This is a genomic window from Mucilaginibacter sp. P19 (assembly GCF_050632265.1).
Taxonomy (GTDB): Bacteria; Bacteroidota; Bacteroidia; order Sphingobacteriales; family Sphingobacteriaceae; genus Mucilaginibacter; species Mucilaginibacter gossypii.
The window spans coordinates 2,653,498-2,673,163 of the sequence record NZ_CP192586.1 but is presented as its reverse complement, the minus strand read 5'-3'; the positions used below and the strand labels follow the sequence as shown (position 1 = coordinate 2,673,163).

General features: G+C 42.0%; 16 protein-coding genes. 8 read left to right on the top strand and 8 right to left on the bottom strand.

The annotated features are described in order from the left end of the window. Positions 1 to 109: 109 nt before the first annotated feature. The 4 genes from ACQ86K_RS12890 to ACQ86K_RS12875 all read right to left on the bottom strand — a co-directional run bounded on the left by ACQ86K_RS12890 (position 110) and on the right by ACQ86K_RS12875 (position 3,211). A complete protein-coding gene (locus tag ACQ86K_RS12890) occupies positions 110 to 814 on the bottom strand; it encodes a LuxR C-terminal-related transcriptional regulator (protein WP_431200493.1) in 705 nt (234 codons plus the stop codon). A 25-nt stretch (positions 815 to 839) separates the two neighbouring features. Further along, a complete protein-coding gene (locus tag ACQ86K_RS12885; protein WP_431200492.1) occupies positions 840 to 1,619 on the bottom strand; it encodes a GNAT family N-acetyltransferase in 780 nt (259 codons plus the stop codon). A gap of 87 nt (positions 1,620 to 1,706) precedes the next feature. Then, positions 1,707 to 2,420 (bottom strand): LytR/AlgR family response regulator transcription factor, encoded by a 714-nt coding sequence (locus tag ACQ86K_RS12880; RefSeq protein WP_091170726.1) that lies wholly within the window; start codon positions 2,418 to 2,420, stop codon positions 1,707 to 1,709. After that, entirely contained in the window at positions 2,417 to 3,211 is a 795-nt protein-coding gene (locus tag ACQ86K_RS12875; RefSeq protein WP_431200491.1) for a sensor histidine kinase, read from the bottom strand. The genes ACQ86K_RS12880 and ACQ86K_RS12875 overlap by 4 nt, the downstream gene beginning before the upstream one ends. Positions 3,212 to 3,694: 483 nt before the next feature. On the opposite strand from ACQ86K_RS12875, the gene ACQ86K_RS12870 reads away from it, so the two are divergent. The 5 genes from ACQ86K_RS12870 (at position 3,695) to ACQ86K_RS12850 (ending at position 10,844) form a co-directional block, all read left to right on the top strand. Next, a complete protein-coding gene (locus ACQ86K_RS12870) occupies positions 3,695 to 4,138 on the top strand; it encodes a hypothetical protein (protein ID WP_143020814.1) in 444 nt (147 codons plus the stop codon). Between the two features lie 2 nt (positions 4,139 to 4,140). Further along, positions 4,141 to 5,130: a hypothetical protein gene (locus ACQ86K_RS12865; RefSeq protein ID WP_091170712.1), complete on the top strand. Its 990-nt coding sequence runs from the start codon at positions 4,141 to 4,143 to the stop codon at positions 5,128 to 5,130. Positions 5,131 to 5,173: 43 nt separating this feature from the next. Continuing rightward, positions 5,174 to 6,526, top strand: coding sequence for a TolC family protein (locus tag ACQ86K_RS12860; RefSeq protein WP_091170710.1), 1,353 nt, complete (start codon positions 5,174 to 5,176; stop codon positions 6,524 to 6,526). Then, positions 6,516 to 7,574: an efflux RND transporter periplasmic adaptor subunit gene (locus ACQ86K_RS12855; protein ID WP_091170707.1), complete on the top strand. Its 1,059-nt coding sequence runs from the start codon at positions 6,516 to 6,518 to the stop codon at positions 7,572 to 7,574. Before ACQ86K_RS12860 ends, ACQ86K_RS12855 begins: the two co-directional genes overlap by 11 nt. Positions 7,575 to 7,721: 147 nt before the next feature. After that, positions 7,722 to 10,844: an efflux RND transporter permease subunit gene (locus tag ACQ86K_RS12850; protein WP_091170704.1), complete on the top strand. Its 3,123-nt coding sequence runs from the start codon at positions 7,722 to 7,724 to the stop codon at positions 10,842 to 10,844. 102 nt (positions 10,845 to 10,946) lie between these two features. Here the strand turns inward: ACQ86K_RS12850 and mobC are convergent, their stop codons facing one another. From mobC to ACQ86K_RS12835, 3 genes are read right to left on the bottom strand one after another with little or no spacing between them, the layout of a single operon-like run. Continuing rightward, positions 10,947 to 12,956, bottom strand: a complete 2,010-nt coding sequence (gene mobC / locus ACQ86K_RS12845; RefSeq protein ID WP_431200490.1) for a conjugal transfer protein MobC — start codon at positions 12,954 to 12,956, stop codon at positions 10,947 to 10,949. A gap of 19 nt (positions 12,957 to 12,975) precedes the next feature. Next, the gene (locus ACQ86K_RS12840; protein WP_091170698.1) at positions 12,976 to 13,893 is read right to left on the bottom strand and encodes a DUF5712 family protein; all 918 of its coding nucleotides are present in this window, start codon (positions 13,891 to 13,893) and stop codon (positions 12,976 to 12,978) included. Positions 13,894 to 13,897: 4 nt separating this feature from the next. Next, entirely contained in the window at positions 13,898 to 14,455 is a 558-nt protein-coding gene (locus tag ACQ86K_RS12835; RefSeq protein ID WP_091170694.1) for a BfmA/BtgA family mobilization protein, read from the bottom strand. A 534-nt stretch (positions 14,456 to 14,989) separates the two neighbouring features. On the opposite strand from ACQ86K_RS12835, the gene ACQ86K_RS12830 reads away from it, so the two are divergent. From ACQ86K_RS12830 to ACQ86K_RS12820, 3 genes are all read left to right on the top strand, one after another. After that, entirely contained in the window at positions 14,990 to 16,090 is a 1,101-nt protein-coding gene (locus ACQ86K_RS12830; RefSeq protein WP_431200489.1) for a hypothetical protein, read from the top strand. 75 nt (positions 16,091 to 16,165) lie between these two features. Next, positions 16,166 to 17,815 (top strand): hypothetical protein, encoded by a 1,650-nt coding sequence (locus tag ACQ86K_RS12825; protein WP_431200488.1) that lies wholly within the window; start codon positions 16,166 to 16,168, stop codon positions 17,813 to 17,815. 77 nt (positions 17,816 to 17,892) lie between these two features. Next, positions 17,893 to 18,189: a hypothetical protein gene (locus ACQ86K_RS12820; protein ID WP_431200487.1), complete on the top strand. Its 297-nt coding sequence runs from the start codon at positions 17,893 to 17,895 to the stop codon at positions 18,187 to 18,189. Here the strand turns inward: ACQ86K_RS12820 and ACQ86K_RS12815 are convergent. Beyond that, a complete protein-coding gene (locus ACQ86K_RS12815; protein WP_091170680.1) occupies positions 18,162 to 19,607 on the bottom strand; it encodes a hypothetical protein in 1,446 nt (481 codons plus the stop codon). The two genes, ACQ86K_RS12820 and ACQ86K_RS12815, sit on opposite strands and share 28 nt — an antisense overlap. Positions 19,608 to 19,666: the final 59 nt, after the last annotated feature.

Genomic DNA, 19,666 nt, shown 5'->3' with positions numbered 1-19,666 from the left:
GATTTTTTAACCAATGATTAATGCAAATATGAAACGAGGTAATAAATTCAGGAATAGTGCAGAAACCCCTTTTTTAAGGATAGGGTGATGTCACTATGCAATGGTAAGGTCAAAACCCGAGCTTCCTTATCAGCTCCAACTTGCTTTTGACACCGGTCTTTGAATAAATTTTTTGTACGGTGTTATCAACCGTATTTTCAGAAATAAATAGCCGATCGCCAATGGCTTTATAGGTCAAGCCTTGACAGAGTAATAACACAATTTCAGTTTCGCGCCGTGAATAACCGTATGATTTGGCTTGTTGTTCAAAATCATCCTGCCGGTTACGTAGTTTTAAAACGGCTTCTTGAAAAGCCCTATGTTCATCATGTTCATGGCTAATCATTTTACGGAAATAAATAAAGGTAATAGCAACAATACCCGTGTTTGTACACAATACCTCGAATAACTGGCTTTCCTCGACTAATCCAAAGAAAGCCAGTGCAGCCCAGGGGCTGACAGCTAGGTACATGAATAGTTCATCGAGATATTGCTTCTTATTTTTTAACTCACGGTTTTGATAATGAATTGCCTTGAACATAACCCATAACAAAACAAGTGCATAGGCAAATGGAACGATCATGCCATAACGGATATCCACATTGAGATTACCATTAATCGAATAAACGATCACAAAGAAAATGAGGTAAGGTAGGAAGAGAAACAGGGGGACTCCGTATAATGCATGCCAGCGCAATTGTTTTAAATTAAACGCCTGGTAAAAGTAATAGGGAAAATAAGAAGCCATTAAAAAACCACTACCATAGGCGATCATTTCCTGTATGTTAACCGGAATCATTTTAATTGACGGGTCCGGGAACAGGCCACCAGTGATATTGTAAAATAGCATCAAAAAAAGCAGTAGCAGATATAATAACCGGTTGAGTTCTTGGGGCCGCAAAAAATAAAGGGCGGCCTGAAAAACCAACATACTCGCTTCCAGTAAAATAAAAATAAAGGTAACGATGTGTACCTGCGTGCCGAATACTAACATGATAAAAATTAAATGTCGGCCTCGCGTTTAAGAAAAAAAGATTATAGCTTAGTTCCAGACGACTATAAACTATGAATCCAAAACGTTCATACCAGGGCAAGTTCTTTATAGTCGATGTTTCAAGATATACGGGTAACTGTTTTGCTGTGGCATCGTTCGTTATTTCCTGCAATAATTTGCTCCCAAGTCCCTTATGCTGTTGGTTGGGTTCAACGCCGATGAACCAAAGGTAGGCCATGGGTTCTTTTGGTTGTTTGGCTTTGATTTTACTTTCACGGTTAAGTGTTTTCTTAATACCTAATAAGCCTATGGCCTTTATGATCAACTTCACATCAAGTAGGATAGCTTTAAATGTAGCGCGCTTGTTTTGGGGATAAAGGACGAGCGCGCAAGCTTGATGGTTATCAGATAACCATACATCACCGAAAAGTGAACACATCTCAAATGAATAATCCATGAGTGCTCTTATTGCATTTATCCGACTTGAATCTTGCTTTACTATATAATTAACGCTTTGGTTGTTTTCAAATGATCGGCTTAAAATTTCTATAATCAGAGCTTTGTCAGCTGCTTCGGCTTTTTTCATAGTTGAAGATTTAGGTACAAAACATGAATTATTTTACATGATCTGATTGATAACTTATATTCAATACTTTTTAAATAATCAATACGATCACATTGAATTACCGGTATAAACTTTTATAAACTCTTCCCTGAAAGTTTCTCCCAAGGGAACTTCTTTATCACCTATATAAACTGCATGATTATCAAATGAAGTTACACGACTTATATTCACGACGAAAGACTTACTAACACGGATATAACGTCCTATTGGAAGCCGCTGATGCATATTCTTTAAATTCATTGCAGTTATGAGCTTTTGAGACTCTGTAAAGATCACGACGTAATCCTTCAATCCCTCAACATATAATAGCTCATCAAAATATACTTTATGAACCCTACGTTCGGATTTAATAAAAAGAAAATCACCAGTACCCTCTTCTATAGTACTTTTCACCGTTTCGTTGGAAAGTAATTTTTTAAAAAGCTCAGCCTTATTGATTGCCTTCTTTAGTCGTGACTTTTCAATAGGCTTTAATACATAATCTATTGCATCCAGTTCATAGCTTTTTAGTGCGTATTGTGGATATGCTGTCGTAAATATAGTCAGTGATTTTTTGGGAACACTCGCGGCGAAGTCTATACCGTTGAGGCCTGGCATTTGAATATCTACAAACAGCAAATCGACATCATTTTCTTTGAGATACTCCAGGGCTGAAAAAGCGTTAGAAAACTGCTTGAGTATTTCAAGGGACGACACCTCTTTAATCAGCGATTCCATTTCTGCCCTTGCAAGTGGCTCATCGTCTATTATGATACAATTCATATAGGTATTATTAGATTTACAGAAAAAGCTGTTGGCGTTGAAGATATATCAAGCTTAAAAAGATCTGCGTAAAGCAATTCGAGCCTCCTCTGAATGTTGGCCAAGCCCAATCCATTACTTTTTGCATCTGTTGGCCAGATGTCTACACCTTTGGAATTACAACACTTGAAACATAGGGTCTGATCTTTAACAGATAGATAAATTTCTATAGTTTCGGGCTTTCCGTTGATATCTACACTATACTTAATCGCATTTTCCAAAAAAGTAGTAAAAAGATTGGGGGGCAATAAAATATGGCTTAATCTATCCTTAGGAATTTCTGCATTCATGGTGAATGTGAGGTTGTCCCGACGGATTTTTTCAAGCTCCGCCAGGTTAGATAAAAATTGCAACTCAGAATGCAGGCTGGTTTTGCCTTCATTATTCTCGTATAACTGGTACCGCAAAAACTCTGACAGCTTCATAATGACCACGGTAGCTTTTTCTGCGTCAATACGAATCAGCGCCTTTACGTTATTCAGCATGTTAAATAAAAAGTGCGGATTAATCTGGTTACGCAACTCATTAAGCTCCATGCGAAGCGTTAAGTTGTTAAGCTCATTTATTCTTTCCTTGTCCTTCATCCACCTGACGAAAAGCTTGAAAGTCGTGCTCAATAATATAAGCGTGATAGCTAAGAAGTTGCCTACGTAGGGCCCTATGCGATCATCTTGGTTTTGCTCGATTTCATGTTTGCCATCAGGGCCTAAGATTGATAAATAGTGCTCCACTATAAATGAAAGAGATTCCAATGTTGAAACGACAATGAGTACTAATAGAAGAAAATATTTGAAATACTGCGTTTTGAATAGAAATCTGGGAACCAGTACATACATGTTAAAGTAAAACATAGCTACAAAGCCGAAATAAAAGACAATAAGGTGACCATATTTAATAGTACTCGGAATATCCTGAAGCTTGGTCGCAAAAAAAGCAGGAATAAGGCAAGCAGGAATACTGCATGTCGCAACGGACGAAACCGCTCACCGATCAACAGGTCGATACCTTTATCTTGTTTAAATGTTTCAGTTGGCTGGTTCAATGTCAGATGTTATTATACAACAACAAAAGTAGGATAATACGTAGGCTAAGAGGATATTATTATACAAAAGCACTTCTTTCTTATACAAAATCGGAAGCGAAATTGGCTTTTTGTATAAAATGCCACGGGGTTCGTATAAAAACGGATTTCACTTTTGCTTTAGTGACGTTCTTTGATCAAAATGATAACGGGAATGGATCAAAGAAACTACCGAAGACTGGAAACAGAACTGTCATCTACATTGATGGTGTCGGATGTTTGCCTGCGCGGAAACTTTACTGAATTGGCTTATTTAGCTCACTTTGTTCAGTGTTATTGCCCTTCTATGCGTATCGCGGATTGGAACCAGCACCCAGTATATGTGATGGAGGATGCAGGAGTTAAAATTGGTATAGCTTTCTGTGATCTCCAGCCGCCTTTCCATTGGAGTTCTACGCAATGCGAAGATAATGTTATGGTGTACCCAAATCCAGACTGCGACGATATAACCGAATTATGGCTCGTTGTTGTAGGGAAACACTCATGGGGCTTCAATCCTCAATTAATAGAACTGGTTACACGCCAGGACGTACTTGCCATTTTTGACCGCATTCTCCTTTTTGACTTTTCAGAATCAAGCATACAGATTATCCAATAATTATGAATATCACGAGCAAATTTTTAATAGCCATTTCTACCTTAGTACTCACCAACAAAGCTTTTGGCCAAACCCAAGATAGTGTTGCCAGAAAAATAATCGCAGCAGCAGCCAATAAATTCGCGGAAGCACGGACTTTGAATTTTGAGTTTGTAGGTTCCGGCCCCTATAATTTCACTTCCAAGCTACAAGATGGTACTAAACTGCCGGATGGACGAACTACCAAATGGACACAATTCAAGGCGGACGCCAACATTAATTTTATAAAAACGAACAGTTGGATCATCGGAACCCAACTGAATTATCGGATGACCTCGATTGATGGCGCTTTAAATGAGCCACTGGCCGCAACGCCCAGCATGTTAAATGGTAATTTTCAGTATTTTCAGGGTGCGCTGAATGTTACCCGTATAACCCGGTTATTCGGAAAGACTGCCGTGCTAATAGGCAGTGCAAGCATGGATGCCAGTGATCGAAAGTTTGAACGCTTTCGGGGATTGTTCGGTGGCACACTGATGCTTAAAGCAGATGCACAAACCAAAATGTCGGTTGGCTTTGTAGTCAACATCGACCCAAGTTCTCAATTACCCGCATTACCAATCTTCACCTATGAACATCATTTCGATAACAACCTAGTTATTGATGTCACATTGCCAAAAAGTATCTTTCTTCGTAAACAAGTATTTCAGAGAGGGAGGGTCTCTATCGGCTCGGAATTTGACCGGACCAGCTTTTACCTGTACAACTTGGATAAGAGCGGAAAAACATTTGAGTTCAACCAAGTGGACCTTAATAATGGTATTGTCTATGAGCACCTGCTTTATAACTATTTTATCCTGACGCTCAAAGGAGGGTTAAAGACCAGTTTATCGCCACGGACTTTCGACAGAAACGGATCTTACCGCGACCCTGTCTGGGAAGCCAGCGTCAAACCATCAGCCTATTTTAACATTGGTATTTCATTCAATCCTTTTGCACGAAAAAAACAATAGTTGAAGGGCTCGGTCACTTCGCTTTTTCAATTCTTACTGCACAATGAATTATAAAATTTTATGGCTCCTGGTTTTGGCTTGGCCGCTTAAGACTGCGGCCCAGTCAAACTGGGATCTGAAGACCTGTATTGAATATGGGTTAAAGAACAACCGTAGTAACGCTGTTTATGCCAACGAAAAGCTAATCGCCGATGCAAAGGCAAAAGAAGCATTGGCAGCTTATCTGCCCAGCATAGGTATCACCAGTACACTCGACAACAATCTAATGGTGCAGGAAACGGTTATTCCTGCGGGTATCTTCGGCCCTAAGGATATTCGAGTAGCCTTTACTAAGAAATTTAATGCGAACCAGGTGGCAAGACTTGATCAAACCCTTTATGATCAATCATTGCTGACTGGACTGAAAGCAAATAAATACAACAGGCAGCAGGCAAATCTGAACCAGCAAAAAAATGATGAAACGATCATTTACAATATCAGCAATGCCTATGCGCAGGTATTTATTTACAGAGAGCAACTGGGTATGCTGCATGATAATCTGAATACCTATAACCGGCAAATGGAGTTAACCGGATTTCAGGTTAAAAAAGGCGTGAGACTACAAAAGGACCTGGATAAAGTAACTGTAGACTATAATAACACACGGTCGCAAATAGCTGTGGCAGAAAGCAATCTCGATCTGGCTAATAACCAGTTAAAATACGAAATGGGCTATCCAATGGACAGCAACTTCGCTGTCGATAGCACTGGTGCCAATGTATTTCAGAATATTGCTCCATTGCTGACAGAAAACAGCAGCTTCTCGGCAGTTAACCGTACAGATTATCGATTATCGCAAATCAATCTCCAATTACTGGAAATTGACCAACAGCGGATAAAAGCTGGGGCATTACCAAAACTTACGGCTTATGCGCAGTATGGCGCTGTAGGGTTTGGCGACCAACTCGGCCCTGCCTATAACACCCTCTCACCATATTCAGCAATCGGGCTAAAATTGACCATTCCCTTATTTGATTTTTTTAAACGCAGCGCACAATACAAACAGGCCGCTTATAAAAGCCTTAATGCCAAGGAAAACCTGAAGATTGATGAGGATAAATACCGGCTGGGGTTTGCAAATGCGCGTACAAAACTATTGAAAGAACAAAGTAATGTAGAAAACAGCCAGCGTAATATCGAGCTTGCAAAATCCGTGTTCAATACGACCAATCTTCAATATCAAAAAGGTACGACAGACCTCACAGACTGGCTTAATGCCCAGAATTCTCTGAAAGAAGCGCAGAATAATTATCTCAATGGGCTTTATACACTTTTCCAATCCCGCATTGAGTTGGAGAATGCCGGCGGCACTTTAAAATCATTTTACACAGGCTTACCTGCAGCACATGAAAAATAAATATATCCTTTTGCTTGTTGTGATCAGCATTGTTGCTTTGATCGCTATACGGTTACATTCCAATAAAAAACAAATTGACGAAAAGGAACGACCGGCTAAGGTCGTCGCTATCCGCATTCCGGTAAGGGTCGCACATATTGAGAAGCAGACGATGCAGATCAATATAGTTAAGACCGGTAATCTGACCTCGTTTAAGGAAGCTAAAGCTCTCGCGGTTACGTCAGGTACGTTATCGCAGGTACGGTTTAACCTGGGAGAACAGGTTAGTCAAGGACAGGTTCTTGCAATCACCGATATCCTTACACAGCAACTGGAACTCGAAAAAGCGGAAACCAGCATGAAAAAATTGCGTAATGACCTTGACACCTATACCGAATTATTTCAGGGAAAAGCCGCAACACAAGAACAAGTTAACAACATTCATCAAGATTATCTAAATGCGGTCAATCAAACTAATCAGGCAAGGAAAGCGTTGGCGGATGCATCGATTAGGGCTCCAATCAGCGGCATCATTGCTACAAAACCAGTCGAAAAAGGTGTCTATGTAAGTGCAGGGGCGGAAATCACGACGATTGTCGACCTGTCGAGTGCGAAAGTAAGAGTTAATCTTACCGAAGCAGAAGTTTATCAGGTCGTTCAAGGTCAGCAGGTAAAAATAATTACAGATGTCTATCCGGGTAAGGTTTTCAACGGGCGAGTTACATTTATCAGTCCGCAGGGAGACCAAGCACATAACTATATGACGGAAATACAGATCAATCAGTCCCAGAAAAACCTTTTGCGGTCTGGAACCTTTGTCCGTGTTGATTTTTCGCGGAAGACATCTCAACAATTACTTATCATTCCGCGGGAAGCATTAATGGAAAGCGAGAGTATGGTGGGAGTGTATGTTGTTAGAGATGGAGTAGCCCGCCTTAAAAAAATCACTACTGGTGCCGAAATGGGTAGTGAGGTCGTCGTCACCAGCGGACTAAACGAGGGTGACGAAGTGGTGACGTCCGGCCAAATCAATCTGAAAGATGGCACTGCCGTCAGTGTTTCTAAATAAGCTCTCAATAAATGTGTTATTCCAGCCAACATTCGAAAATAGTAGTGAACGCACTCATCGCACTGTTGGTTACGGCAATGATCGTTATACAGACATACCTAAAAGTGAAGATCACAAAAACAATTCTACAAACCAAAACGCAGAACCATGTCCATAGCGGAAGTTGCCGTTAAACGGCCCTTACTTATCATCGTAATTTTCACCGTCCTGCTCTTGTTCGGCGCGCTCAGTTATTCTAAACTGAACTATAAACTGTTACCTAACATTCAAGTAGCGACTGTTTCCGTCAACACGGTTTATGCCGGCGCTTCGGCGGCAGAAGTAGAAACCTCTGTCACCAAAAAGTTGGAAGATGCCTTCGCTTCTGTAGAGGGGCTTGAAAAGATCAGTTCTACTTCCCAAGAGGGTTTGTCGCAAATTGCCGTGGATCTGAAAAGTGGAACGGATGTCGATAAGGCGGAACGTGATATTCAGCGTAAAGCTGACCAAGCACAAAATGACCTGCCGGATGATGCCGATAAACCAGTGGTCAACAAGGTCAATTTAGAGGAGACACCTGTTATTCGTGCTGGTGTGACTGCTACACTTGCTCCAAAGGTGCTATATGAACTCGTTGATAAGAACATTCGCCCGGTATTGCAAAACGTCAGTGGTGTCGGTCAAGTTAATATTATCGGTGGTGAGGAACGAGAAATTCAGGTAAATATCGACCAGGGAAAGTTGCGAACTTACGGATTGAATGTGACCCAGGTCAGCGAAGCCATTAACAGTGCGAATCGTTCATTCCCTGCTGGTAAAATTGAGACGCAGAAGCAACAGATTTCCATTCAATTAGACGCTAATGTCATCTCACTTGATCAGTTACGGAACCTTATAGTAGAACAGCGGCCAGGTGGGGGCGCAATTTATTTACGGGATATTGCTGAAATTGTAGATGCTACGGCCAAAGCAACCGCTATCAACCATATTGATGGTGTGCCATCCATCGGCATACAGGTTATAAAACAATCAGATGCGAATGCGGTCAATGTAAGTAGAGGAGTTAAAGCCGCATTTGCAAGGCTCGAAAATCAGTATGCTTCGCTACGGGTAAAATTTCAAGTGTCGAGCGATCAGTCCGTTTATACACTTAAATCCGCTACTGCCGTAATGGATGACCTCATGCTTGCGGTACTGATTGTTGGCCTGGTTATGCTTGCCTTTCTTCATAGTTTCAGAAGCTCCATGTTTGTAATGGTGGCTTTACCTTCGTCAATTATCCCCACATTCATCGCCATGTACCTGCTTGGTTTCTCCCTTAACCTGATGACTTTAATGGCGATGTCGCTGGTGGTCGGTATTTTAGTTGATGATTCGATTGTAGTTCTCGAAAATATTTACCGGCATTTGGAAATGGGAACAGACAGACGAAAAGCTGCTCTGGATGGCCGAAATGAGATTGGTTTTACAGCGATGGCAATTACGCTTGTGGATGTTGTAGTATTCCTGCCACTCGCTTTGGCTGGTGGCCTAATCGGTTCTATCCTTCGGGAGTTTTCACTGGTGGTGGTATTCTCCACCCTCATGAGTCTTTTCGTCTCCTTTACTGTTACGCCAATGTTGGCCAGCCGGTTTGGCCGCGTGGAGCATTTAAAAAAGGATACAATATGGGGGCGTCTTAACCTCGGCTTTGAACACTTGATTGATGTGCTGAAAGATAATTATGCCAGAATGCTGGCCGTCGTGCTACATAAAAAGCGTTGGTTGTTATCAGCGGTGATCCTGCTTATTATAGGTTCACTGATGCTTGTGGCAAAAGGTTTTATTGGAGGCTCCTTTATTCCTGCAACTGACCAGGGCGAAATGCTCGTCAACCTTGAACTTGAGCCCTCCACTTCCCTTTATCAAACAAATATGGTCACGCAGCAGGTGGAAAAGATCATCATGGCCCGGCCAGAGGTGAGTAAAGTGTTTTCGAGTATCGGTTTTGTAAGCGGTGGTGTTGTCGCAACTGGCAATAACGCTAACCGCGCCGAATTAACGGTAAGTTTGATTGACCGAAACCAACGTAACTTAACGGCTGACGAATTTGGCCTCCTGTTACAACAGGAGATCAGTAGCGCGATAGCAGGCGTCAAAGTAACCGCTTCTGCCACATCAATCACCGGAAACGCCAGTTCAGCGCCTATACAGATTGCGATCAAGGGCGTGGACAGAAAAGCGGTACGAGATGTAGCCGAAAAGTATCAGAAAATAGTAGCCAGTATACCAGGTACAAATTTTGTCGAACTGTCAGTGAAGGACGAAAAGCCGCAAATTGAGATTAAACTCAATCGAGACAAAATGGCCCTTTTAGGTATCAATGCAAGCCAGGTTGGTGCTGCCTTATTAAATGCCTTTAGTGGCAATAATAAAACCCTGTACAAAGAAGCCGGTAATGATTATAAGATCATGGTCGGCTTGGATCGTGCTGATCGTTCTAACATTAATAGTGTCCGCAACCTTTCTTTTGCGAGCAATAACGGCCAATCCTTTTTACTTAGCCAATTTGCGGAGGTAAAGGAAGGATTGGGAGAAAGTGTCCTTCAACGAAATGACCGTTTAGGGGCCATCACTGTGAATGCTAATGTATCGGGCAGACCGACTGGCACTGTAGCGGATGAAATCAAAGCCAAGGCGGGAGCAATTGTCTTGCCGCCTGGGATCACCGTAGAATATCTTGGTGATATTAAAAATCAGGGCGATGCCTTTGCCAGCCTGGGGTTGGCACTGATCATCGCTATTCTTTTGGTGTATCTGATCATGGTTGCTCTATATGAAAGCCTGATTTATCCGTTTGTTGTATTGTTTTCCATCCCTGTTGCTCTTATCGGCGCTTTGCTGGCGCTTGCCCTTACCATGGAGACACTAAACATATTTTCCATCATCGGTATGATTATGCTGCTGGGGCTGGTGTCTAAAAACGCAATTCTTATTGTCGATTTTACCAATCAACTCAAAGATAAAGATGGATATCCCGTGGAAAAAGCCTTATTGGAAGCAGGGAAAGAGCGTTTAAGGCCAATTCTAATGACCACATTAGCGATGATCTTAGGTATGTTGCCTATTGCTATAGCAAGTGGAGCGGGTGCTGAGATAAAAAGTGGCATGGCTTGGGTGGTCATCGGTGGTTTGACCAGTTCAATGGTGTTAACTTTATTTGTCGTTCCGGCGATGTATCTCATTATCGAAAATGTAAAATATCGTTTGACTAATAACAAGGCCATCAAATTGGAGACGGTTAATGTTTAAATTGTTATTGCCCGATTAAACTTCCCTTGTAATCTTCAAAAAGTATCAAACGATCACATTACTATTTGATCGTTTGATACTTTTTGAATGATTTGGCTAGTCTTATTTAAAGACTCTTGTAGGGGTGTTCTCGTCAGTTGTTTTCTCAGCCTTAGTCAATATGTCTTTTGCTTCCAATAAGACTATCTCACAATTGATCAAATCCTCAATATCTGACCTGATATTTTGGTAGTTCTCCATAATATCTTCATCAGTAACCCGACTGATTACTGGAATGGGTTTGTAGGCTGCTTCCTCTTTGGCAATTCCTTCATGATCATTTTGTATCGCATTATGAAACATTTTAAGCTGAATCTTCTGATCAGGGTTATCAGCTACAATGCCCACAAACTCACCCGATGAAAGTGAAGCTATCTTAGAAGCCGGGATTGCATAGTCTAACTGTGTGGCCTTAGAAATCGAAGTGTCACTGCTATTAATGGTCATGCTGTTTTTATTCTGAACGATCTTTCCAAAGTTCTCTGATAGCTTTTTGGCAGTATCGCCTGTTACCTGGCCGCTAATAATGTTACCCACAATACCAGTAATTACGTCCGCTTGTTCCGCGCCATAATCTTTAGTCAACTGGCTAAAATCCTGCACGGCTAAAGTGGTAGCCACCTTATTGCTTCGCGCTGTGGCAATTAGTCCATCCATATTGTTGAAGAAAATCGTCGGGAATTCATCAAAGATTAAGCTGCTTTTTAACTGGTTCTTCCGGTTCACCAACTTGATCATTCGGGAAATATAAAGTGATAATACAGCGCCGTAAATCTGCAATTTCTGCGGGTTGTTGCCCACACAAACAATTTTTGGTTCTTTCGGATTATTGATATCCAGGGTGAAATCATTACCCGACAGAACATAATACAGCTGAGGCGAAGCCAGACGAGCCAAACCGATCTTGGCGCTGGCCACTTGGCCCTCCAATTGCGGCGTCGCGTTGCGATTATAGGCAGATATAAATGGATTGACCAGTGCCCGTACCTCTGGCTGTGTGTTTAGAACCGGAAACAACTGGTCATAATCTACCTGCATCAATTCGATTACGTGCGGCAGCGTACAATATTTGCCGTTCTGGTATTTGCGCAAATACCAGATAATAGCCGTCAAGAAATTTATCGGACTTTCTACGAAAAAGTCACCTTGTTTTTTGAGCCATTCGCGATTCAGGCCCAACATAATCGTCACGCTAGCCTCGGCAGCGTCTGTAATATCGAGCATTCCCACTGGATCAAGGGGATTACAGCGGTGTGAACGGTTCAGATCATCAAAGTTGATCATATAAAATTGCGGCTTTACCGCGTAATCCTGCCGGTATTGTAACAGTTTATTGTACGCGATCTTTGTCAAATCATCAAATTTGAAATCATAAAGAAACATCGAAAATCCCTTTTTGAGGTGCTGGTCAATAATGTGCCTGATCACAAAATAAGATTTACCCGCGCCGGGTGTACCCGCCACCAACATTCCCCGGAACGGATTGATAAAATTGATCCAACTATCACGGGTTTTGCCTTTCAGCCGGTATTTAGCCGGAAGGTTGACCGAATATTCGTTTTCCAGTAGTCTTTCCTCTTGTGGGAAAGTTTCATTTTCGGTATTGAATATATCTTTGTGCAGTTTATCCCTTAGTAAACGTGATAACCAGGTGCCGCCGGTAATCATGAGTAAATAACCTACAGCGGTAAGCACGATATAGGCGGTAGCTATTAAGTTGATATTGGCAGGCAGATAAAAACATAATATACTGATCCAGTAGACCAGCAAACCGCTGCTGATATAGGCAACAATGCTTTTGTAATTGACCTTTTCATCTTTTTTGCCTTTTATACCCACTAAGGAGATCGCCAGGCAAAGCAGTCCGGCCAACTTGGGCTTCCACCAATTATTGAATAAACCGGTCCTGGCAATGTTTGCGATCAGCCTATCGGTAATATTCGCTGTCCAGTGCCATTGCTCAAATGCTTTATAACAGCTGATATAAAAGTGAATGGCCAATATAAAAATACTGATCAGTCGTGTAAAATCGACGATCTTTCTTAATCCCTGTGTGTCTTCCCCAGTTTGCATAATGATGTCTTTTGATATTTTATAAGGTCAGTCCGTTATCGGCTTCCTGGCCTTTTTTCCTGCGTTTCTTCTTATTGGTAATACTTGGCGCCACGCCCGGCTGATATTTGCCTGAAGGCAGGATCAGTTTGAATGCGGGCTGCAACCTTTGTGATGGAGGTTGTTGTTTTTTGGTCGTCTGCCGGTTCTGTTTATGGGCATTTGCAGCAGCTGTGCGTATTTTCAGCCGTTCTTCCAGCGTACCTTTCTTTTGCGAGTTGGCGTATTTAAAAGTCTCCGTCAAGCTCCGGTCGAAATCAAATTGTTTATCAAACAAGGTTTCGCCCATTTGCTTGAACACCGAACGGTCGAACTGACCAACCTTTTTGGAATGCTCCGTATTTTTGCCCCGCGAGTTATTCATAGGGCTGAGTTTGATCGAATTGGTGATATCCTTGCGGCTGACGATGACCTGGACGTGCATTTGTTCACCAGGTTTGCGGTCACCGCGTTTTTGCAGCCCGTTTTTCACTTCGGTATCCTTATGACTGTAATAACGGTAATGCTCCAACTTACCGAACCACAATAGATCTTGATTGCTTTCAATGCTCGGCCTTTTGAAGTTGCCGGCGTACTCATCCATCACTTTAATCGCATAGGCTTTCAACTGTCCTTCCACGCCTTTATCGCCAAATTGTTCTTTGAGCCAAGCAATCTCTTTTTGGCTGGGGCTGATATTGATCAGGAAAAATTTCGCATCCGCCCGGCTTAATTTAGCCACATTGTGATCGAGCGCCAATTGTGCTTCATGAGAAAAAATCGCCTGCTGTCCACCATTGAACCATAGTTCGGGCGCAGTATTCCTATCCAGCCTGTTTTCTTTATCCAGGTAATGAATGAGCGCGCCGCTACTGCCTTTGTTGTCCGCTGTATCGCTGTCGGTGATATTGATAAACATCGCGCTATATTTTAGTGACCTGCTGCCGGGCTGCCTGCGCCAATTCCTCTTTCTCTTTTGTAGGGGTGGTAAAGCTGAAGGTATCCCTGATCTTGATATAGTAGTTCAGAATATGCAGGAATTTAGTTTTCAGGCTTTCTTTGGCATCCAGCTTTCCCACGATGATCTGTAATAGTTTGTCTGTTTCTGAAAACTTGCTGATCTGCGCCTGCTGATTATTTTGCAGGTCGGTATTGGCCTTGAGTATCTGTGTGTTGAAGCAGTCCAATATTTTGATTTGGGATTGTATCATGCGGTCAACTTCCAGCTTAACCGGGATCAAAATCTTTTCTTCCTGTGCACGGATAAAGCGGATATAGGTATCGTGATTTTTAACCAGTGTGGTTTTCAGCAACTCGTCGCTGATGTCCGTAGGGTCTTTCTTCGTTTTATAAAAATACTCCACCATCCGGATGAAGAACTCACGCTTGGTACAGCCGGCCGCATTGGCCAGCTTTTGCAGCTTAGCATCCGTTGCGTCGGAATACTTGATCGTCTTTTTATAAATGGTTTCATCTGCCATACGTCCCTCTTTAAAGGCATTCCGCGTGGAATGCTGAAAACTTGTTTAAACCAGCCGCTAACTTGTCCAAGCATCCCCGGAGGATGCGCGATACCCCGTTTGCAGCGCAAACGGCGAGCAAAGTTGGGCTCTGCCCAACTTCCGCTCGCTCCAATTTTTTTAACTAAAAAATTGGCTGCTCTCAACCATATCGGGGTTTGCCTTATAGTATTGATCCTTGCCTATATTTAAATCTGCTATTTTTTAATTAAACGCAGTTGCCCTATGCAAATGAGAGAAAGTTACATCTACCGAATAGGGAAACTACGGGGTGTCGCTAATCTTTTAGAAAGTAAACATATTTGGAGGACCAATAAATATCATTTCGTTGTTGAGGTGGTTGTATACCGTCCACCGTCCGGTTTACTATCTTTCTGGGATAAAGAATCTTCGAATTAAATGCGACAAATTGGTAAATTGCGTTTTAACCAATTTTATCACATGTCCTTAACTCCTAAATTAGCCCCGAAAAGTCTTAACGAATGGACGCTGGAAATGAATATCACCAGGGAACTTTGTAATATGTTCGACAGTCCTTTCGGCCTTCTATACCCGGTGCGACTACGGCGTATCTTTGACATCCAGCCTTTCGGGATTACCCGTTTCTGGCGACGCCGAGCATGGAGCGAGAAATTGGCACCACGCGAAGAAGGTACCGGCGGCGGTTGGGATACCAAGATTACTATTCCGCAGGACAGTACGGCGGATGAACGGGCCATTTATATTCAATTCAAATGCGGAACCCATAGCGAAGGTAACCATATCAATGGCAGCATGTTCAGCTTAGGTGTTCATAATCCTAACCCCCATATTGAATTTTCCTTCAATGACAACGGCAAGCCCGCGGCGAGCAAGCCCGGCAATCAGCACAATGCGTTGGGCGTATTAAACAACTACTTGATCGAAAATGGTTGTACGGATCGCTCAGTGCTTTACGCGTTCCCGCGTATTAAGGACCGGCAAGCGATGTCGATGTTGACCCAACCATTGATCTACTATACCACTTTCATGAGCCTAAAGGAAATGGACCAGGAGGCAGGGAACAATCATGCGAACCTTTACGATGGAGATAAGCATTCTTTCCGGTCTTGCTATATTGACGAACGCCGACGCGAGATATCATCGGAGCCATTCGCGCTCTCGGGGGAGATCGAATCAGTAAACATATTGCGAGAATATATGCAAGTGCGACTGGCTAGAGTCTGGAATGAAGTGGTCGACGATATCCGAGAAGATCGTTTAAGAGATTACCTCGTGGTAGCGCTTTGCGAGGAACTACGCATTGATCCTTTTGAACTGGTTGGTGAACCCTTTGAATATTTTAACCCGCCTTCGTTCGAGTTCCGGCGAATCGAAGATAGTCGGCGTCAGAATGAACGCCTGGTCTTCGGTGAAGGAGCGCAGGGCTTAAATCGTATGAATACTCTCTTTAAGTTGCTCTACTCGTTTATTCGTGAATTGAAAGGCGTGGTGGATATTAATAGTTTACCTGCAAACTTTTCTAGCATATTGCCCCAACAGACCATTGAGGCTCCCGATAATGTATTTGATGATGAACTGGGCGGCTCGCTCAACCTCACGCGATTACTGTTTTGACAAATAATTTATTGCTACGCAATTAGGGTGCGCACATGGTTTGCAAACTTACAGGGGATTATACCTATTATCAACATGAATGAAGAGCTATTTAGATTAAGGGCCCAGCATGTCGAAATCACTAAGCGGTTTATCAACAATGGCTGGATCGAGGTCTACCGTAGTGGCAATGATAGCGAGATAGAGGCTGGTATTTACTGCTGTTTAGTCAGTCCAGATAATTTAAATAAATACCTGGAGGACCGAGACTGGGGCATCCACTGGGGTAGCGAGGGGCATCCCAGTGTTATCACACATTTCAGAGATGGCGGGAAAGTGACTGAGTATTTCCGTTTTGCAGAAGAGGGCTTGGAGCCTTTCATTTATCCCAAATGGTTCACACACGTGAAAGAGCGTTATGTTGATGTTTCGCAAGAGTTCGTAAATTATTTCAAACTGTATGAACAGGCGTCATCCAAACAGAAGCGCAGTTATTACTTTATTGATGACTCTGGCGATACTGAAGAGGTAATCCATGTGACCGAGCGACAGGTGCGTATCAAGTTAAAGTTCCTAAACGAATACCTGGCTGTTAGGAAAATGCATCTTTCCCTATGCTTTGACTTTATGATCGTGACCGACGAGGCTGGCGCCGGTTCTGCGTTTATTCCGAAGGATGAAGATTTTATCAGCAACAGTTTTCACTACAACCACTTGATTCGTGTTGTGCCCGGAATCGGCGACAAGCCGCTGCAAAGCTGGATCATTGGGAAGACGATGCTCAAGTTCGACGCGGCCAAAAGTGGTAAGTTTTGGTTCGACCTTGACGAGGACGCGCATGAGAGTTTTATTATCGGCTATGATGATGACGGAACAGAAAAACTAGTGCGTTGCGATTCGGAGGATTATAAATTCTTTACGCCGGTTTATTTCAAAAAGGAAGTGCTAAACAAGTATTATGATAATCCACAGAAATACGAGGTCGACGGCTTTCACATTAAGTCCAGCTTCATCAGTCTCAAGATGGATAACAATAATACGGACTATGTGATGGTGTTTCTTAACGACCTAACCATGCTGCCACAAAAGGAGCAGTTGCACTGGAAGCACCATAATATCGCGCCCCAAACTGGTATGGGAATGAGTGGGGCTTATTATGATACGATGGTTCTCGGTAACTGGGCGCGAGATTCGGATTCAGTAGACGTGCGTTTCAAAGCTAAATATCACCGCTTCAACAAAAAATGGTTCGGGAAATTCGGCTGGCATTTTTATAAAGAACTGACTGGCAGCGATCCACAGCACTTTAGTGCCCTGCATTTACCTTCAGAGAATAATGTGCGGGCCTTCTGCGAGCAGATTCTCATCCTGGTCAAAGCAACGGTAGACAGTCTAAACGAAGAAATGTTGGTCAAAGGCTTGTCAAAGATCGAGAATGAAAAAGGTATCGCTAAACTGGAGCGTTTCCTCGACATTCGCTCAATACAGATCCCGGACATGATCACTTTCCTCCGGAATCTGCAGGACCTGCGCTCGGGCATGATGGCGCACCGTTTTAGTAAGTCCAATAAAAACTGTCAGAAGGCGTTGACTTATTTCGGCCTTACCGAGCATAATTATCGACAGGTAGCGCAGGATATTTTCATTAAATCGCTATTTACGCTAAACACTTTTTCCAAATTATTCTTGGACGAGAACGGAGGAATTCGAAGGCTGAGATATTCGAATAACATTAGATATCGATGACCTCACTGCCATTAGCACAACTCGAAGTATTTTTGACTACATTTACGAATAAAATATATTACAAATAATTTTTAACAATGCCCAAAGGAACCGTCTGCATTCTTAACCATAATCGCGGAATGTATGCCGTCGAATTATCGGATGGTAGTTATTCAGTATTTGAATTGCTGGACACCAACGAAATCAATCTGGAAGATGTTATTTCTGGTCCCCTCGATGAGGAAGGAAGTTGCACATTAAGTAATCTTACAGAAAACGAGGCTTTTGAAGCAATGATTCAAAATGCAGGCTTGAATTTAGCATTGGCAAAAAAAGGACAATGCTTATTTAACTGCAAGAATGACCTTTATTTTATGAATTTCATTGCCTCATGATAACGTTTATCATCTGCAAGCGCTTGCAGTTTTTTAGCTGGATAAGAGAGCATCAAGTCTAAAATTCGATTAATGTAAATGTCACTTGTCTTCGTTTTAAAGAATTTTACTAGGTTCCGAAGGCGTCGATCCGGTATTGTATAATCAAAATCCGTCACGAATTCGGCATCTTTGAATAAACCCAGAAATTCTTTTATTTCAGCAATTGTAAATCGCTCTATGAATTCATTGTAATATGGTGCAGCTCTTTCGTCTATCCCTTGTTTATATCCTTTTCCATTGCCCACATAGCAAATTACAATTACTTTAACAAATAGCTTTCTGATTGAATCTGGCAGCCCGGTTGCTGGTAATGAACTTGCAATTGACTTTGCATGAGAATATTCATTATAAAAATTATTCCATTCAAAGTGCACAGTCTTTAAATTCTGTAATTTCTCCAACAACTCACCTGCTAAACTATCTTCGTCTTTATATTTTAGTCCTCCAACTGTCTCTAAAAACTTTTGAACAAAATCTTTCCTTTCTACATCACCATTTAGTCGATAAACCCCGAATTTTGCTCCGATTTTATATTTAATATCTTCAGATACTGCATCCCAAATATGCGGCGTAAGGCGGTCAATGTTTTTTCTAACAGGTTGTTCGGTTCTTGTATCTATATAAAGGCCGAATATCGAATAGAGAAAATCATCAAGCCGCTCTTGAGGTTGTTTTATTAGATCATCACCGATAGCTTCGAAATCTTCCTTTGGAATTTCCTTCGTTCGGATGTTATTGAAAAGCTGTTTGATTTGAATAACTGAATGATCCGGCTTCGCTGTTATAGCATATTTCAAACAAGTTTCCAGTAGATTAACCATCTCAAACCCAGTAACAGCGTTGTCATTTGGATGGGCTGCACTAGCATGATTCCTTAAATAATTAACGTATTCAAGCCTTTTATAATTAATATCATTTATAAAACCTATCCGTCGGCAAATATCTAACAGGTCATGATCACTGATTCCCTCCAAATCATCAGCTGTTGTAAAAGATTTATACTTGCTGTTAACCGATTGTGCGACAAATAGAAAATAAGGTAGATCAAATTCAGATACAAGTAAACGCAAGGCCTTTATTGTTTCATCCCATAAGAAATTGATCGCGCCGTCAAATAAACCTACCGCCACCGCCACTGTAAATTTGGATAAATAGGCTGCCTTTTCACGAGCTTCAACAGGCAAAATCGAGATGGCCGCCTCTAAAGAAAAAATTACTTTTCTTCTTTCGTCAATGGGGGATAATAGATTTTCGGTCGGTAGTCCAACGTGAGTCAACAGATCTGCTAAAGGTTGATTAAAAGCTGCTATAGAAGTTTCAATCCTCTCGGGAGTTGCATCTTTTGGAATAAGTATAATCTCCGTATTATTATTCATGACAAGATTGGTTTATAGCAAATATAATAAACGTTCAAATGAGAATAGATAAATTATTA

Bases quoted from the DNA above. Each gene is read 5' to 3' on its own strand.
- ACQ86K_RS12850 (WP_091170704.1), top strand. From the start codon at position 7,722: ATGTCCATAGCGGAAGTTGCCGTTAAACGGCCCTTACTTATCATCGTA.
- mobC (WP_431200490.1), bottom strand. From the start codon at position 12,956: ATGCAAACTGGGGAAGACACACAGGGATTAAGAAAGATCGTCGATTTT.
- ACQ86K_RS12830 (WP_431200489.1), top strand. From the start codon at position 14,990: ATGAATATCACCAGGGAACTTTGTAATATGTTCGACAGTCCTTTCGGC.
- ACQ86K_RS12880 (WP_091170726.1), bottom strand. From the start codon at position 2,420: ATGAATTGTATCATAATAGACGATGAGCCACTTGCAAGGGCAGAAATG.
- ACQ86K_RS12820 (WP_431200487.1), top strand. From the start codon at position 17,893: ATGCCCAAAGGAACCGTCTGCATTCTTAACCATAATCGCGGAATGTAT.
- ACQ86K_RS12815 (WP_091170680.1), bottom strand. From the start codon at position 19,607: ATGAATAATAATACGGAGATTATACTTATTCCAAAAGATGCAACTCCC.
- ACQ86K_RS12885 (WP_431200492.1), bottom strand. From the start codon at position 1,619: ATGAAAAAAGCCGAAGCAGCTGACAAAGCTCTGATTATAGAAATTTTA.
- ACQ86K_RS12890 (WP_431200493.1), bottom strand. From the start codon at position 814: ATGATCGCCTATGGTAGTGGTTTTTTAATGGCTTCTTATTTTCCCTAT.
- ACQ86K_RS12835 (WP_091170694.1), bottom strand. From the start codon at position 14,455: ATGGCAGATGAAACCATTTATAAAAAGACGATCAAGTATTCCGACGCA.
- ACQ86K_RS12860 (WP_091170710.1), top strand. From the start codon at position 5,174: ATGAATTATAAAATTTTATGGCTCCTGGTTTTGGCTTGGCCGCTTAAG.
- ACQ86K_RS12840 (WP_091170698.1), bottom strand. From the start codon at position 13,893: ATGTTTATCAATATCACCGACAGCGATACAGCGGACAACAAAGGCAGT.
- ACQ86K_RS12855 (WP_091170707.1), top strand. From the start codon at position 6,516: ATGAAAAATAAATATATCCTTTTGCTTGTTGTGATCAGCATTGTTGCT.
- ACQ86K_RS12870 (WP_143020814.1), top strand. From the start codon at position 3,695: ATGGATCAAAGAAACTACCGAAGACTGGAAACAGAACTGTCATCTACA.
- ACQ86K_RS12865 (WP_091170712.1), top strand. From the start codon at position 4,141: ATGAATATCACGAGCAAATTTTTAATAGCCATTTCTACCTTAGTACTC.
- ACQ86K_RS12825 (WP_431200488.1), top strand. From the start codon at position 16,166: ATGAATGAAGAGCTATTTAGATTAAGGGCCCAGCATGTCGAAATCACT.